Annotated in this window: 13 protein-coding genes and 1 riboswitch; of the genes, 1 reads left to right on the top strand and 12 read right to left on the bottom strand. The window is 44.0% G+C overall.

Annotated features, from left to right (window positions below; translation table 11 throughout):
- Positions 1–111: 111 nt before the first annotated feature.
- Complete coding sequence (locus tag JK635_RS15445; RefSeq protein ID WP_202654856.1) at positions 112–294, top strand: YfhD family protein; 183 nt, start codon at positions 112–114, stop codon at positions 292–294.
- 42 nt (positions 295–336) lie between these two features.
- Here JK635_RS15445 and JK635_RS15440 read toward each other — a convergent pair whose 3' ends face one another.
- The 12 genes from JK635_RS15440 to aroD form a co-directional block, all read right to left on the bottom strand.
- On the bottom strand, positions 337–837 hold the full coding sequence (locus JK635_RS15440; protein WP_202654855.1) for a DoxX family protein: 501 nt from the start codon (positions 835–837) through the stop codon (positions 337–339).
- Positions 838–1,126: 289 nt separating this feature from the next.
- Complete coding sequence (locus tag JK635_RS15435) at positions 1,127–2,362, bottom strand: homoserine dehydrogenase (protein ID WP_235888141.1); 1,236 nt, start codon at positions 2,360–2,362, stop codon at positions 1,127–1,129.
- A gap of 58 nt (positions 2,363–2,420) precedes the next feature.
- Positions 2,421–2,531, bottom strand: a riboswitch (SAM riboswitch).
- Positions 2,532–2,730: 199 nt separating this feature from the next.
- A complete protein-coding gene (gene argH, locus JK635_RS15430; protein WP_202654854.1) occupies positions 2,731–4,107 on the bottom strand; it encodes an argininosuccinate lyase in 1,377 nt (458 codons plus the stop codon).
- 198 nt (positions 4,108–4,305) lie between these two features.
- On the bottom strand, positions 4,306–5,517 hold the full coding sequence (locus tag JK635_RS15425; RefSeq protein ID WP_202654853.1) for an argininosuccinate synthase: 1,212 nt from the start codon (positions 5,515–5,517) through the stop codon (positions 4,306–4,308).
- A gap of 80 nt (positions 5,518–5,597) precedes the next feature.
- Positions 5,598–6,551: an ornithine carbamoyltransferase gene (gene argF, locus JK635_RS15420; RefSeq protein ID WP_202654852.1), complete on the bottom strand. Its 954-nt coding sequence runs from the start codon at positions 6,549–6,551 to the stop codon at positions 5,598–5,600.
- Complete coding sequence (gene carB / locus JK635_RS15415; RefSeq protein WP_202654851.1) at positions 6,535–9,768, bottom strand: carbamoyl-phosphate synthase (glutamine-hydrolyzing) large subunit; 3,234 nt, start codon at positions 9,766–9,768, stop codon at positions 6,535–6,537. Before carB ends, argF begins: the two co-directional genes overlap by 17 nt.
- Entirely contained in the window at positions 9,755–10,831 is a 1,077-nt protein-coding gene (locus JK635_RS15410) for a carbamoyl phosphate synthase small subunit (protein ID WP_202654850.1), read from the bottom strand. Before JK635_RS15410 ends, carB begins: the two co-directional genes overlap by 14 nt.
- Before the next feature lie 6 nt (positions 10,832–10,837).
- Positions 10,838–12,037, bottom strand: a complete 1,200-nt coding sequence (gene argD, locus JK635_RS15405) for an acetylornithine transaminase (protein WP_202654849.1) — start codon at positions 12,035–12,037, stop codon at positions 10,838–10,840.
- Complete coding sequence (argB, locus tag JK635_RS15400; protein ID WP_202654848.1) at positions 12,019–12,834, bottom strand: acetylglutamate kinase; 816 nt, start codon at positions 12,832–12,834, stop codon at positions 12,019–12,021. The genes argD and argB overlap by 19 nt, the downstream gene beginning before the upstream one ends.
- A gap of 15 nt (positions 12,835–12,849) precedes the next feature.
- Positions 12,850–14,079: a bifunctional ornithine acetyltransferase/N-acetylglutamate synthase gene (argJ, locus tag JK635_RS15395; RefSeq protein WP_202654847.1), complete on the bottom strand. Its 1,230-nt coding sequence runs from the start codon at positions 14,077–14,079 to the stop codon at positions 12,850–12,852.
- Positions 14,080–14,112: 33 nt separating this feature from the next.
- Positions 14,113–15,150, bottom strand: coding sequence for an N-acetyl-gamma-glutamyl-phosphate reductase (gene argC, locus JK635_RS15390; protein WP_202654846.1), 1,038 nt, complete (start codon positions 15,148–15,150; stop codon positions 14,113–14,115).
- 368 nt (positions 15,151–15,518) lie between these two features.
- Positions 15,519–16,277, bottom strand: a complete 759-nt coding sequence (gene aroD, locus JK635_RS15385) for a type I 3-dehydroquinate dehydratase (RefSeq protein WP_202654845.1) — start codon at positions 16,275–16,277, stop codon at positions 15,519–15,521.
- Positions 16,278–16,281: the final 4 nt, after the last annotated feature.

Here is a 16,281-nt window from a genome sequence, read left to right as displayed (position 1 = left end):
TTTTAACAACTTCGTGAAAGTTTTCCCATTCATGAACCCCTTGAGAATGGCAGAAGCTAATAGCGGGACCGTATCGGTTCTAATTAGTTATCAGTGAAAGGGGTTTTCGCAATGGGTCGTTCACGCGGACAAAGAACACGTGATAAAAACAAAGCAACACTTCCACAAGTACCAAAAAACATGAAATCCGACGGAATAGATGTAGAATTCTCCCAAGAGCTGGCTGACCAGGCAGACCTTGAAGCACAAGCAAGATCCAATGCTGCTAATCAGCGTGTCAAAAATCGCAAATAAGCAAAAGAAGCAGGGGATTATCCCTGCTTCTAATGAAGCTTATTATCGTTCATTGGCGGTGATTTTCTTGTCTTTCGCTTTTTTGAAGTAGCCTTTAATATATGGAACAGCGAATCGGTCGAGCCCGAAGTAGTAAGCACCGGTACCTGCGAATAAAAGAATCATTGCGATTGTATAAAGAATTGGGTTTGTGCTTGTTGTTCCTGCCAACATAAAGTTCAGATTCATGAATGCTCCAGCAAGTAAGGCTGGAATAGTAGCTAAACCAACGATTAAACCAATACCGACTAAAAGTTCTCCCCAAGGAATTAATACATTAAAAATATCAACGTTTGGAATCGCGAACTGTTGTAAAAAATCTGCATACCATGCTTGCACTGCCGGGTGTTCACCAGTTGCATTGGCAAGTGCCCCTTTGAGGAAGCCTCCTGCGTCAAATCCACCAGTTATTTTTTCAAATCCTGCTGTTATCCACTGATAGCCAAGATAAATCCGTAAAACTGTCCATACAACTGCTGCAATAGGCGTTTTGTACCATTTCATTACAATCATCTCCAAATGATTTTATTTTTGATAATGGTCATCAGCTAGCTGTTTCTTATAGTGAAGGCTTGTGATTTTTATCACTACCTTCGCTACACTTATAATATACCTTGAGGACTATTGAAAAACAACCGTTTTCACATTTTCTTAACATATTAATGTTGGATATTTGATAAAATTGTGAACATTCTCAGTTTGTACTTTACACAGGCTTGTTTATGGGTATTTATCTGAAAAAGAAAAAGCATCCTGCCATTTGGATGCTTCCATTTGCTGTGTTTTTGAGTGATTAAATCACTGTTGCTGTGGGTTTATTTAAAATGGGCAAATTTTCATCACCAAGAATCTGAAAATAACAAATCTCCGGTTGCCGACCAAGCAAGCCCTTTAAATCTTCCTTGCCAGCTTCGATGATAAAAATGCTGTCAGTAACCTCATCAAGCCAGGTAATTTCAGGATGTTTCGTTTTTTCAACAAAACCTTGAAGCAGCCAGTAGTCTTTTTGCTTCCTAATCTGCCCTCGCCAATCAGCAGTTTTCTTAATATTTTGCCGGCTGTTAAGTTTACTTTGACAAACATAGACCAAATCTTCAATCATCGCACTTGCTGTTGGATACATGCCGGCTCCCGGGCCCTGCAGCGTGATTCTGCCAACAATATCGGAATGCACATTTACCGCATTCTCGGCACCTTCCACGTGATAGAAGGGATTCTCGTCGCCCACCAGGATCGGTTTTACAGACGCAATGATCTGTTCGTCTTCCTTGCTTATACTGGCCACATGTTTAAACCGCAGTTTTAATTTTTCTGCTGCCTCTATTAACTCACTTGTGATCGCAGTTATTCCCTGACGTTCAACCGTCTGCCAATCGGGCTCTTCACCGAAAGCAATCCTGCTGAGTATCATCGCCTTGTAAAAGGCATCGAAACCCTCAATATCATTAGTGGGATCGGCTTCTGCATAGCCTTTTGCTTGAGCCTGGCGCAAACTTTCAGCAAATGACTGCTTTTTTTCACGCATTTCGGACAAAATGAAGTTAGAAGTGCCATTTAAAATTCCCTGAATTTGTGATACACGGTTAATGTTTAAGAGCTGCCTAAGGGTTTGAATGACAGGAATTCCTCCGGCCACGGTTGCTTCATAGCCGACAGAAACACCATTTTCCTTTGCTAGATCAAGTAATTCTTTTCCATGGTGCGCAAACATTTCTTTGTTAGCCGTTATGATGTGGCACCCCTTGCCAATTGCTTGTTTCAAATAAGTAAAGGTAGGCTCCTTGTCGACGATGGCTTCAATCACAACATCAAGCTGGGGCAGCCGAAGAATTTCCTGAAAATTCGTTGTCAGAAGCACATCTTCACGAATATTCCTTTCCTTTTGGATGTTTTTTACAAGTATTGCCACGACTTCAACCTTTTTCCCGAGAACAGCTGTAAATTCTTGCGCATGAGATTGAATCGTCCGGTAAACCCCTTCACCCACCGTTCCGAATCCTAATATCGCTACCTTAATGACAGACACCATTCTTCACCTCACTTTAAAAAATAAAAACCTCTTCGATAAGAAGAGGTCTGGTAATCCTCTCTTATCTTTCAGATCCTTAAGATCTGCAGGAATTAGCACCTTTTCAAGGATCACCTTGAAGGTTGCCGGGCTTCATTGGGCCTAGTCCCTCCGCCGCTCTGGATAAGAGTTTTATATGAACTTTTATAAATTTTCCAATAATTAAAGAAAATATTAGCTCAATCTGCCACCAATGTCAATAGTTTCTTTTTGAAAGAGAAGCAATTGCGGAGTGAATCTTTTAATCGTTTTTTGGAATCTTTGCAGGGTTTCGATTATACTTACAAAAATCAAACCCGCCAAAATTGATTGAGCGGGTTTTAAATTGTTTATTTATGCAGTTTTTCTTCCGCAAATATAATTTGCTGCTTCACTTGTTCCGGAGCCGTTCCGCCAAAGCTATTGCGAACGGCGACAACTTGTTCCGGAGCCAGTACCTGATAAATATCCTCTTCAAATAAATCGCTAAATTGCTTATATTCCTCGATGGTTAAATCGAGCAAGAATTTGTTGAACTGAATTGAATAAAGGACAATTTTTCCAATCACCTCATGGGCCTCGCGAAACGGCAGACCTTTGCGAACAAGGTAATCGGCAATATCCGTAGCATTGGAAAAGTCAGTGTTGATCGCCTTGCGCATTACCTCTTTATGGACGGTCATTGTTTCAATCATTGGTGCTAATAGCTTCAGGGAGCCTTCCAGCGTCTCTACCGTATCGAACATGCCTTCTTTGTCCTCTTGCAAATCCTTATTATAAGCAAGCGGAAGGCCCTTTAATACAGTGAGTAAACCAATTAAATTTCCATACGTGCGCCCTGTTTTTCCCCGCAAAAGCTCCGGTACGTCCGGATTTTTCTTTTGCGGCATGATGCTCGAACCGGTGCAAAAGGAATCATCCAGTTCAATAAATTGAAATTCCTGGCTCGACCAAAGGACCATTTCCTCTGACAAACGTGAAATATGGGTCATAATAATCGAACCAATCGACAAAAATTCTAAAATAAAATCACGGTCGCTGACAGCATCCATACTATTTGGATAAATCGTTTCAAATCCTAATAATTCCGCGACCTTTTCGCGATTAATCGGAAAGGTAGTCCCGGCCAGGGCACCAGAACCTAACGGCAGCCAATTAATCCGTTTCAAAGAATCCAGCAATCTTTCCTTATCTCGTTCAAACATCCAAAAATACGCCATTAAGTGATGGGCGAAAGAAACCGGCTGGGCCCGCTGCAAATGAGTATAGCCCGGAATTAGTGTTTCAATATTCTCTTTCGCCTGCTTGATGATCGAGAGTTGGACATCTTCAATCAATTTAATTAATTCAGTCGTTTTGGTCCGCAAATATAGATGCATGTCGGTTGCCACTTGGTCGTTTCGACTGCGGCCGGTATGAAGCTTACCCCCCACCGGACCAATTTGTTCAATTAACAGTTTCTCGATATTCATATGAATATCTTCATCCGCAACGAGAAACTCAACCTCTCCGCGGTCAACCTTTTCCTTTATTGCCAGCAGACCTTGTTTGATTGTTTCCGCATCCTTTAGCGGAATAATGCCGCACTCCCCTAACATCTGGACGTGGGCAAGGCTCCCGGCAATATCTTCTTTTGCCAGCTTTTGATCAAACGATATCGAAGCGGTGAATTCTTCTACCAGCTTGTTCGTTTCTTTCGTAAACCGACCGCCCCATAGTTTTGACATAGATTGCTCCCCCTAAATGATCAGAAATTCCTGTTAATAATTGATTTCCTTTTGTGAATTGAAAATGATATCTGTAGATTGCTCGATATATCTGCAAGTTTAACAGATTTATCTGCAGTTTCGCCTAATATATCTGCAATTCTCAAAAGTTAGTACTTAAGCAGATTGCCCCCGAATATGCTTCGGGGGCATCACAGTTTATTTTACCATTGATTCTTTCTTATTTACTTCGGTGAACACCTTTGTTGGTAATCCCCACAATTTGATAAACCCAACAGCTGCATTGTGATCGAAGGCATCACCTTTTGTATAGGTTGCCAGCTCTTCGTTATATAAACTGTGAGGCGATTTCCGGGCAACCACTGTATGGTTTCCTTTGAACAGCTTCACTCGAATGGTGCCTGACACCACTTTTTGTGTTTCTTCGACAAACGCATCAAGGGCAGCTTTTAATGGTGAGTACCAAAGACCTTCGTAGACAATTTTGGCCATCTGCTGTTCGACCTGGGTTTTAAACTGGGTAACTTCACGCGGCAGAGTCAAAAACTCCAATTCCTTATGAGCATTGATTAAAATAAGGGCTGCCGGGTTTTCGTAAACCTCCCGTGATTTAATTCCTACCAATCTATTTTCGATATGATCAATCCGGCCGACACCGTGCTTGCCGCCAATTAGATTCAATGCCTCAATCAATTGAACAAGCGGTAATTTTTCGCCGTTCAGAGCAACTGGTACGCCTTGTTCAAATTCAATTTCGATATATTCCGGAGTGTCCGGGGTTAATTCAATTGGATTGGTCCAATCATAAGCTTCTTCCGGAGCCTCGGCCCATGGATTTTCGAGGACGCCAGCCTCGCAGGCACGGCCCCAAATATTGGCATCAATCGAAAATGGATTATCCAAATCAACCGGAATCGGAATCCCATTCTTCTCGGCATAAGCAATTTCCTCATCACGGGTCATGCCCCATTCACGAACGGGAGCCACCACTTTTAAATCTGGGTTGAGCGCTTGGATCGACACTTCAAAGCGCACCTGATCATTCCCTTTTCCCGTACAGCCGTGGGCCACGGCAACTGCTCCTTCTTTTTCGGCGACATCAACTAGCAATTTTGAAATCAGCGGGCGTGATAGCGCCGAGGACAGTGGATATTTTCCTTCGTATAATAAATTCGCTTTTAATGCTGGTAAAATATAGTCCTTAGCGAGCATTTCCTTGGCATCAAGGATATAAGCTTTGATGGCACCGACATTTAAAGCTTTTGTTTTAATTGCCTCTAAATCTTTTCCCTCTCCGACATCAAGTCCCAATGCAATGACATCGTAGCCGTACTTGTCTTGGATCCATTTTACAGAAACGGAAGTATCCAGGCCTCCCGAATATGCCAACACAATCTTCTCTTTAGCCATTTTTATTCCCCTTACTTTCCCTTTTGTATTAAAATTCACTGAATAGAATTATTATACATTATTTTTTATAAAAATAAAGACTATTCTGCAAGTAATAATTTTAAAATTGCCTTTTGGGCGTGAAGCCGGTTCTCTGCTTCATCAAAAACAACTGAATGCGGCCCATCAATGATACCCGTTGTTACTTCTTCACCGCGGTGAGCGGGAAGGCAATGCAAAAAGATAAAATCGGCATTGGCCTGTTGGCACAGTTCCTCGTTTACTTGATAGGGGGTAAAAACCTTCAGACGCTTGGCTGCTTCCTCCTCTTGACCCATGCTGGTCCAGACATCGGTTACAACCACATCTGCATTTTTAATCGCTCGGATCGGGTCATTGGTGATCGTGACAGTCGCTCCGCTCAGTTTTCCGGCAGCAATTGCCTTTTCAGTGATTATTCCATTCGGCAAGTATCCAGGAGGACTAGCAATGTTAATATCCATCCCTACTTTAACGGCACCCTCTATTAAGGAATGGGCCACATTGTTATTGCCGTCACCGATGTAGCAAAGCTTTAAGCCGGCCAGCTTCCCTTTATGTTCGAGGATGGTCAACAAATCTGCCAAAACCTGAGCCGGGTGCTGCAGGTCGGTTAAGCCATTGATGACCGGAACCGTGGCATGTGCTGCTAATTCCTCAACAGATTCATGACTATACGCCCGAATCATGATCCCATCGATATACCTGGAAAGCACTTTGGCCGTGTCGGCAATACTTTCCCCTCTGCCCAACTGGATATCCTTTGAGCTCAAGAATATCGCATGACCGCCAAGCTGCAGCATGCCAACCTCAAAGGACACCCTAGTGCGGGTGGATGATTTTTCAAAAATCATCCCCAGCACCTTTCCAGTTAAATATGGATGCGGAATCCCCTGTTTCTGCTCGGCCTTTAATTGTTGTGCCACTTCCAGCAGATAATGAATTTCTCCAGTGGAAAAATCAGCCAGCTGTAAAAAATCCTTTGACTTCAATTGATATTTAATAGCTTCCGACATGGATTGATCCTCTCTCTCCCCATTTGTAATATTCACTTAGCGTCCTTACATTGATAGCAGCGTTACTGGTTTTGCCCATTTCCATCATTGCTTGCACCGTGTCAAAATGGGTAAATACCGGCATCTTATAGCGAATCGCTTGTTCACGAATGCGAAAGCCAAATTTCATTTTATTACGGCCCTGATTGGGTATATTGATAACCGCCTTTACCGCCTGCTGGCGAAACAGGCTGTCAACATCCTGTTCATTGCGAAGTACCTTTTCAACCTCAACCCCATGCTCTTGAAGGAAAGCAGCCGTGCCCTCTGTTGCGGCAATCTTTAAATTTTTTCCAAGCTCACGGATAATCGGCAGACTTTGCGGTTTTTCCCGGTCGGAAATCGAACATAAGAGATAGTCTGCCCCGCTATTTCCTGTCAAAGCCGGAATGACTTTAGCTAGTGCCTCAAGATAGGTTGCCCCCATTCCCAGCACCTCGCCGGTGGACTTCATTTCCGGACCAAGAACATGGTCGACTCCTTTTAGCTTTCCAGAGGAAAAAACCGGGGCCTTAACGGAAAAATATGACGGTTCCGGCTGCAAGCCCGGGGCATCAGAAAATTTAGTTAACGCATCGCCCAATTGAACGCCAATCGCCCACTCAATCATTGGAATCCCCGTTACTTTACTGATGATTGGCACCGTCCGTGATGAACGTGGATTGACTTCCAGAACGTAAACCTGCTGGTCATAAACGACGAATTGGATGTTCATCATCCCAATAACCGGAGCCGTTTTGGCAATTTTTGAAGCATAGTCTATTAAAGTTGCTTTTATCTCCTGAGACATTGAAATCGGCGGAAACACGGAGATACTGTCGCCGGAGTGGACGCCGGCTTTTTCAATATGCTCAAAGATTCCCGGAATGACAATGCTGTCACCATCACTGATGACATCAATTTCGCATTCCAGTCCCGGTAAATATTTATCAACTAGTAACGGCCACATTTTCTCATTGGCATTTTGATTAAGCTGGTTCATATAATCATGCAGTTCCGTTTCCGAAAAAATCGTGAACATTGCCTGCCCGCCGATGACATAGGACGGTCTCACAAGTACCGGATAGCCTAAATCAGCCGCTGCTGTAAGCAATTCCTCTGCGTGGAAAACGGTTTTTCCTTCGATATGAGGAATATTCAAATCTTCGAGCAGCTGGTAAAATTCCTTTCGGTCTTCGAGACGGTCTACATTTCTCACAGTCGTGCCCAAAATCGGAACGCCTTCTTCTTCAAGATCGTGGGCAAGATTAATCGCGGTTTGCCCGCCGAATTGAATCAGTACACCTTCCACCTGTTCTTTTTCAATCACATGAAGCACATCTTCGACGGTGAGCGGTTCAAAATAAAGCCGGTCGGCGACGGAATAATCGGTACTGACCGTCTCTGGGTTGTTATTGATGATAACCGCCTGATAGCCGTGTTTCTTGAGCGCTTTTGCGGCATGCACCGAGCAATAATCGAATTCGATTCCCTGCCCAATCCGGATTGGCCCGGAGCCAATAACGAGAATCTTTTTCGCATCGGTTGTTTCTACTTCGTCAAAGCCATGATAAGTAGAATAATAGTAAGGGGTGACCGCATCGAATTCTGCCGAACACGTATCGACCATTTTATAGCCGGGTTTGATACCAAGTTCCTGCCACTTAGTTCTTATTTGTTTTTCCGGAATTATAAAGATTTGCGCTAGCAGCTTGTCGGCGATATTCATCTTCTTCGCCCGGATCAGCAGAGATTCAGGAACATTGTCCCAATGGAAGCCTGCCAGTTCTGTTTCTACGGCCACGATGGCGCTAATTTTGTGCAAAAACCAAGGGTCGATCTCGGTTAATTGCTGAACTTTTGTAACCGAAATGCCTCTTCGAAACGCCTCGGCAATAATAAAAAGCCTCTGGTCATTGGCTTGTTCCAGCAATTCCAAAAGGTCTGCTTCTGGCAATGATTGATTCATCCGGCGGCAGAGGCCGTAAACATTCATTTCCATGGAGCGGATCGCCTTATTAAGCGCCCCTTCGAAAGTCCGATCAATCGCCATCACTTCTCCGGTAGCTTTCATTTGGGTTCCGAGCGTTCTGTCGGCTTCTGGAAATTTATCAAACGGAAAGCGCGGCAGTTTGACGACAATATAATCAATAGCCGGTTCAAAGGAGGCAAACGTATTGCCGGTTATCGGGTTCAAAATCTCATCCAAGTGGTAGCCGGCCGCACATTTTGCCGCCATTCGGGCAATTGGATAACCGGTTGCCTTTGAGGCCAGTGCTGATGAACGGCTGACCCTCGGATTGACTTCAATAATATAATATTCATTGGAATTTGGATTTAGCGCGAACTGGATATTACAGCCGCCAATAATTTCGAGTTCCCGGATTACTTTTATCGAAACATCGCGGAGCATTTGATACTGTACATCAGTAAGTGTTTGCGACGGAGCAACGACAATGGAGTCACCGGTATGGACGCCGACCGGGTCCATGTTCTCCATATTGCAAACGATAATGCACGTATCATTGGCATCGCGCATAACCTCATATTCAATTTCCTTCCAGCCTTTGATGCTTTTTTCGACGAGCACTTGGTGAATCGGACTGGCTGCCAGCCCTTTTTTCAGGACCAATTCCAGTTCCTCCGCATTATAGGCAAAACCTCCGCCTTCTCCGCCAAGCGTAAATGCCGGACGGATAATCACCGGAAAGCCAATTTTGTTAACAAATTGAACGCCTTCCTCATAGCTTTGGATGATCGCTGATTCGGGAATCGGCTCCCCGATTTTTAGCATCAAATTGCGGAACCGTTCGCGATCCTCGCCATTTTTAATCGATTCGACTGACGTTCCAAGGAGGGCTACATTGTATTTTTCAAGAATTTTTTGTTCAAACAGCTCCACAGTCAAATTCAAACCGGTCTGCCCGCCAAGTGTGCCAATCACTCCGTCAGGCTGTTCTTTTTGAATGATTTTTTCAATCGTGGCAACATTAAGCGGCTCGATATAGACCTTATCGGCCACTGCTTCGTCGGTCATAATCGTCGCCGGGTTATTATTAACGAGGACAACTTCCAGTCCTTCTTCTTTCAAGGCAATACAGCCTTGAGTTCCGGCATAGTCAAATTCTGCAGCCTGACCAATAACGATCGGACCTGAGCCTATCACAAGTACTTTTTTCAACTGCTTATTTAACGGCATATTTTGTCTCTCCCAATGACGCGATCTCTCTGACAAATCCTGTTAAAATGTATTCTGTATCACTTGGTCCCGGATGTGCTTCGGGATGAAATTGCACCGATTGAATCGGATAATGCTTATGTTTTAAGCCCTCGATTGAGCGGTCATTGACATTGCGGTAAGTAACCTCAAACACCTTGCTGTCAATACTTTCATCGATGACCACATAGCTGTGATTTTGTGCGGTTATTTTGACTTTTCCGGTGGCCAGTTCTTTCACAGGGTGATTACCGCCACGGTGACCATAGGTAAGCTTTTCCGTTTTCGCCCCGTAGGCTAGGGCAATCAGCTGGTGACCCAAGCAAATCCCCAGCGTTGGGAAATACTGGCTGATCTTTTTATATTCGGGGAACCATTTTTTTAGCGCCATCGGGTCGCCAGGACCATTGCTAAACAGAACCCCGTCGGGTTGTATGGATTTTATTTGTTCAAACGTTGTATGATATGGGACAATCGTGACGGCGCAGTTTTCAGCCAGCAACGCCGTGAGAATTGACTTTTTATAACCAAAGTCAACTAAGACAACATGAGGACCGCGATTTTTAAAAAACTGCTGCTCTTTCGTCGAAACTTTTTCCACCCAAAATGGGGTTTGTTCCTGAGAAGGAAAAGCGATTGCCTTCTCCCTGCCTAAATAGCCTTTGACGGTTCCCCGGCTGCGGATGGTTTTCACTAACAGTCTCGTATCGACGCCAGCAAGCCCGGGTACTCCAGCTTGCTTTAGTTTTTCAGAAAACTTTTCAATTGATTGATAATGGCTCGGTGTTTCACAAAGGTCGCCGATTACGACACCGGCAAGCGCCGGGGTAATGCTTTCATTATCTAAAGCATTGATGCCATAATTACCAATTAGCGGATAGCAGAAGGTGATAATTTGCCCGGCATAGGATGGATCCGTAATAATCTCTTGATAGCCAGTCATGCTTGTATTGAAGACAACTTCTCCTAGTGAATCGTGTTCTGCACCAATCAGTACCCCTTCAAACAGTTCCCCTGTTTCCAAAGTAAGATATCCTTGTTCCATAAAGCCTCACTCGCCTTTCTCTATACCTTGGAATGCCTGTTCCAACTTTTGCGCAAATTCATCGATTTCACTTTTAGTTACCGTTAACGGTGGCAGGATCCGAACTACATTGGGACCGGCGGTTAGCACTAACAAATTGTGGCTGATCGCTTGTTTTACGATGTCTAACGCATTCGTTTCCACAACCAGTCCTTTCAGGAGCCCTTTGCCGCGGATATCCTTGATGGCTGAAAATTGGGCCTTCAGGCTTTCGAGTTGGCAATCAAGGTAGACGGACATCTCCTGAACATCACTTAAGATGTCGCTGTTAATCATCCGTGAAACAGTGGCAACTCCAGCTGCCGTTGCTAGCGGATTGCCGCCAAATGTGCTGCCATGGCTGCCTGGTTCAAAAACTTTGGCCACTTCTTGTTTGGCAATTATCGCTCCGATTGGGAATCCTGATCCCAGCCCTTTGGCAACGCTGATTACATCCGGCTTAATATTATATTGTTCATAGGCAAACAGCGTACCTGTTCTGCCCATTCCCGTTTGAATCTCATCGACCATTAGCAGAATGTCGTTTTCTTGGCAAATCCGAGTGAGTGCCTGCACCCACTTCTGATCAGCAGGAATGACCCCGCCTTCGCCTTGAACCAATTCAAGAAGAACCGCTGCCGGCTTGATTGTTTGCAGCATCTCAAGGGCATCGTTATCGTTAAACGGCAAGTAACTAAATCCCGGCATTAACGGTGAAAAACCGTGCTGAATTTTTTCCTGCCCAGTGGCTGTTAGAGTGGCCAGCGTCCTGCCATGAAATGATTGCTTAAAGGTGACAATTTCGGGAAAATTGCTGCCCTTTACTTTACTGGCGTAGCATCTTGCCAGTTTAATCGCGGCTTCATTTGCCTCGGCTCCACTGTTACAAAAAAACACTTGATCACCGCAGCTGTTGGCTGTAAGAAGACCGGCAAGTTCCTCCTGATTGGGAATATGATAAAGGTTGGAGCAATGCCATAGGTTTTCGAGCTGCTCCGCCAGTTTCTCTTTTACACAATCGGGAACATGACCAAGGTTGCAAGTGGCAATCCCTGAAGTAAAATCCAAATATTGCTGACCGTGATCATCCCAGACATAGCTTCCTTTTCCTTTGACCAGTGTTACCGGGAAACGGCTGTAGGTTGCCATTACCGGTGAAATTTGCGAGACTAATGTATTGTGGCCCATCCTGCTATCTCCTCTTCTAGAACAATTTTTGTACCAATTTTTTTACCCTGTGTATAATCTATTAGACTATTTTTCTCAAATCCGTTAATGATGGCCACCTCGCGGATATTGTGAACAAGACCATCGATCGCTGCCTTGGCTTTTGGAATCATGCCGCCGTAAATCGTTTGATTGTCAATCATTTCTTCAATAATCGATTTGGAAACCACATCCATTTTCGTCTTTACCCCATCTTTTTCAACCAGAATCCCGGGGATGTCACTGATAAAACAAAGATTGGCTCCTAATGCTTTCGCTACCGCAGAGGCTGCAACATCACCGTTAATGTTATAGCGCTGACCATTACCGTCAATTCCAATCGGGGAAATGACCGGGATATAGCCCTGTTGGATGACTCCATCAATGACTTCATCGTTAACTCCAATTACATCTCCGACAAAGCCTAACTGTTTGGCATTTTGTGCTGGAGCTGCCTGGAGCAGGCTGCCGTCCACCCCGCTGACACCGATGGCATTCCCTCCTGCCTCGATAATCTTGCGAACAACCTGCTTATTGACCATGCCACTTAAGACCATTTCGACAACATCCAATACCTCTTTGCTCGTAACCCTTAATCCGTCCACAAAGCGTGTCTCAACATCCAGGCTTTTTAACAATTGATTGATTAACGGACCGCCGCCATGGACAATAATCGGGATCCATTCCCTTGATTGATGAAGGGAAATCACATCCTCATAAAATGACTTAGGAAGGTTTTCCAATACACTCCCGCCGCATTTTATTACTAAGTATTTCATGGAAAAGGCCCCCTTTTATGTGCGGTAGGATGCGTTGATTTTGACATAATCGTAGGTTAAATCGCATCCCCAGGCAGTGGCACTTACATCACCTTGATTTAATTCCACAACGATTTGGACATTTTCTTGTTCCAAGTATTGTTTCAGTTTGGCCTCATCGAATGGGGTAGGCAAGCCGTTTTCAAAAACCGGATAGGCTCCAATCGAGACCTTTATTGAATTTGGGTCAATCGGCACGCCGCTGTAGCCAATTGCCGTGACAATTCTGCCCCAGTTGGCGTCGGTACCATAGATAGCCGTTTTTACCAGATTGGAAGAAATAATGGCTTTTCCGACGGCTCTGGCTGCTTGTTGACTGAATGCACCAGCTACCTTGACTTCAATTAATTTCGTCGCCCCTTCACCATCGCGGGCAATTTTTTTGGCCAATGCTTCGCAAACAGTCTTTAACCCTGCGTAAAAAACCTCCCAATCGGGATGATCTTTTGTGAGCTGACCATTACCTGCCAGGCCGTTTGCCATGACGACAACCATATCATTGGTACTTGTGTCTCCGTCCACCGTGATCATGTTAAATGTTTCGTTTGTGATGTCTTTTAGTGCACTAGATAAGTCTGTATATGCAATGTTAGCGTCCGTGGTCACAAATCCGAGCATTGTTGCCATATTAGGATGGATCATTCCCGAGCCTTTGGCTGCACCGCCGATGCTGACAGTTTTCCCATCAATGTTCATTTGCACGCCAATTTGTTTGACCATTAAATCGGTCGTTAAAATTGCCTGTAGAAAATTATTTACTCCTTCATTGTCTTTGTGAAGGAGTTGCTTAATTCCTGTGTTAATTTTATCCATTGGCAGAAGCTCGCCAATGACCCCTGTTGATGTAACCGCTACTAAGTGGTCTTTGACGCCAAGTTCAGCAGCAAATTGACTTTGCATTTCATAGGCATCCTTTAACCCTTGCTCGCCTGTGCAGGCATTGGCGTTGGCCGAGTTAACCACAATAGCCTGAATTTTATTTTCCTTTGCCAGGCTTTCCTGCGTTACCACGAGCGGTGCTGCTTGAAACACATTTGTCGTGTAGACGCCAGCAGCGGTTGCCGGAACCGCCGAGGCGATATAACCTAGGTCCAGTTTTTTTCTCTTCAATCCGCAATGCAAACCGCCCGCCTTAAACCCCTTTGGTAAGGTCACACTTTCATCTTTTAAAATGACTATTTCTTTCCCTGTTGTTACCTGTGCCAATTAAATTTCCCCCTTATTCTCCCTGAAACGATTTTATGGATAGATTGGTAGTTGATTAAGACCACTTCGTTCATCCCAACCAAACATTAAGTTCGCATTTTGAATTGCCTGCCCGGCAGCTCCTTTTACCAGGTTGTCAATTACCGAAATGACGGTCAGCCGGTTTGTTCGGCTATCGACATGAAGCCCGATATCACAATAGTTGCTTCCGTGCACTTCTTTCGTTGCCGGAATGTTTCCTTCCGGTCTGATTCGGACAAAGGATTTATTTTTATAAAAATTAGTGTATAAATCTACAACTTCCTTCGTTGAAATAGATTCGTTTAATGTAAGATACATTGTGCACATAATCCCTCTTGTCATTGGCACCAGGTGAGTTGTGAAACTAATCGTGATGGGAGTACCGCTTTCATCTGAAAGGACTTGCTCAATTTCCGGAATATGCTGATGGCTTCCCAGTTTATAAGCTTTTAAGTTTTCGTTTATTTCCGCATAATGGGAGGTTAAGGAAAGTCCTCTTCCTGCCCCTGAAACTCCGGATTTTGCGTCAATGATGATGGATGCTAAATCAGCTTGATTTGTTGTTAAAATCGGGATTAATCCCAAGGTTGCTGCGGTTGGATAGCAGCCCGGGTTGGCAATCAATGCTGCTGTTTTTATTTGCTCCGGATAGATTTCGCTTAATCCGTAAACAGCTTGTTGTATATATTCATGATTGGCTGGCCTTCGCCTATACCACGTTTCGTATTGTTCGCTCGACCTTAGCCGGAAATCCCCGGACAGATCAACACATTTAATCCCTGTTTCCATCAGCTGCGGGACAAGCTTGCTGCTCACACCTGATGGCGTCGCCAAAAACACAATATCATGGTTTTCTGCGATCGTTTCCGGGTCAAATTTTCCTAACGGCTGGTCGGTTAATCCTGATAAATGAGGATAACTTTCACTGAAATTGTTTCCTGCTTGAGAGTTGGAAACAACCGAGCCTACCTCTAAATAGGGATGCTGGTGGATAAGTCTGATTAATTCAATCGCACCATATCCTGTACCGCCAATAATTGCAGCTTTCATTTTTTCCACTCCCACGCGTTACTTAGATAATGAATTATTATACATACATGTATATAATTATTCAACAGGAAAATGACCAATTTTTCTGCAAATATCAAATAATTTAATTGACAGCGGTTACATATAAGGTTGAATCGTTATACATTTTTATATACTGAAGACTCACCGATTGGCGAGTCGTTAGGGCGAAGACAGAGGCAAAGTTACACTTATGGCAAATAGGAAAGTTTTTTCTTTTCTGATCAAAAAAAGCCAACCTGACAATTTGTTCATTATTGCGTCAGATTGGCTGATATATTTTCCAGTTTATTCATTTGTAACTCGGCCTATTTCCCCGACATTTAGCCAAAAGAATTTTAATCCCCAAATTAGGAATGTAACAGATGTAATGCTCTTCTCAGTTCTGCTGCCTCTACTTGACCAGGAGCGGACTTCTTGCCGGCAGAAGCAAAGGTCAATGCTGATCCAAACGTTCCTCCGGCAAGGCGGCTGATTACTCCTTTACTCCCCATTGAAATCGTGATAATCGGTCGGTCTGCATACTGTTCATACATTATGTTTGTCGCTACCAACAATGTTAAAACATCGCTGGAACTTGTTGGCATCACAGCAATTTTCGGTAAATCTGCTTCCAATTCCTGCGCTTTTCGCAGCCGTGCAATAATCTCTTCCTTTGAAGGTGTTTTCTCAAAATCATGATTCGAAATGATGACCAATACCCCTTTGCTATGTGCCGTTTTCACTAATGATTTCACAATTGTTTCTTCATTAAGTAACTCTATGTCTATGATGTCCGCCAGGCCAGTTTCAATGATGGCTTTATTCAATTCAATATAATAAGCTGTGCCAACCTCCTTTTCGCCACCTTCTTTAGCACTTCTGAAGGTAAAAATAATTGGCGTATCTTGGAGAATGGCCCGAATTTGGCTTAGTGTTTCCTCTACTTTTCCAATATCCTCAATCTGTTCAAAATAATCGGCCCGCCACTCGACAATATCGTAATCAATTGTTTTTAAGGCGGCCGCCTCCTCGATTAATTCGGCTACCGTGCGGCCAACCAATGGCACACAAATTTTAGGAATCCCCCTACCAATAGTGATTCCTCGGGTTGTTATTGTTCTCTTCATGTCT

The sequence above is a fragment of the Neobacillus paridis genome, from assembly GCF_016765675.1.
In the GTDB taxonomy this organism is placed as follows: domain Bacteria; phylum Bacillota; class Bacilli; order Bacillales; family Cytobacillaceae; genus Neobacillus; species Neobacillus paridis.
This window is presented reverse-complemented; position numbering and strand designations above follow the sequence as displayed.

Coding starts and splice junctions, on each gene's coding strand:
- JK635_RS15445 (WP_202654856.1), top strand. CDS start 112: ATGGGTCGTTCACGCGGACAAAGAACACGTGATAAAAACAAAGCAACA.
- JK635_RS15440 (WP_202654855.1), bottom strand. CDS start 837: ATGAAATGGTACAAAACGCCTATTGCAGCAGTTGTATGGACAGTTTTA.
- JK635_RS15435 (WP_235888141.1), bottom strand. CDS start 2,362: ATGGTGTCTGTCATTAAGGTAGCGATATTAGGATTCGGAACGGTGGGT.
- argH (WP_202654854.1), bottom strand. CDS start 4,107: ATGTCAAAACTATGGGGCGGTCGGTTTACGAAAGAAACGAACAAGCTG.
- JK635_RS15425 (WP_202654853.1), bottom strand. CDS start 5,517: ATGGCTAAAGAGAAGATTGTGTTGGCATATTCGGGAGGCCTGGATACT.
- argF (WP_202654852.1), bottom strand. CDS start 6,551: ATGTCGGAAGCTATTAAATATCAATTGAAGTCAAAGGATTTTTTACAG.
- carB (WP_202654851.1), bottom strand. CDS start 9,768: ATGCCGTTAAATAAGCAGTTGAAAAAAGTACTTGTGATAGGCTCAGGT.
- JK635_RS15410 (WP_202654850.1), bottom strand. CDS start 10,831: ATGGAACAAGGATATCTTACTTTGGAAACAGGGGAACTGTTTGAAGGG.
- argD (WP_202654849.1), bottom strand. CDS start 12,037: ATGGGCCACAATACATTAGTCTCGCAAATTTCACCGGTAATGGCAACC.
- argB (WP_202654848.1), bottom strand. CDS start 12,834: ATGAAATACTTAGTAATAAAATGCGGCGGGAGTGTATTGGAAAACCTT.
- argC (WP_202654846.1), bottom strand. CDS start 15,150: ATGAAAGCTGCAATTATTGGCGGTACAGGATATGGTGCGATTGAATTA.
- aroD (WP_202654845.1), bottom strand. CDS start 16,277: ATGAAGAGAACAATAACAACCCGAGGAATCACTATTGGTAGGGGGATT.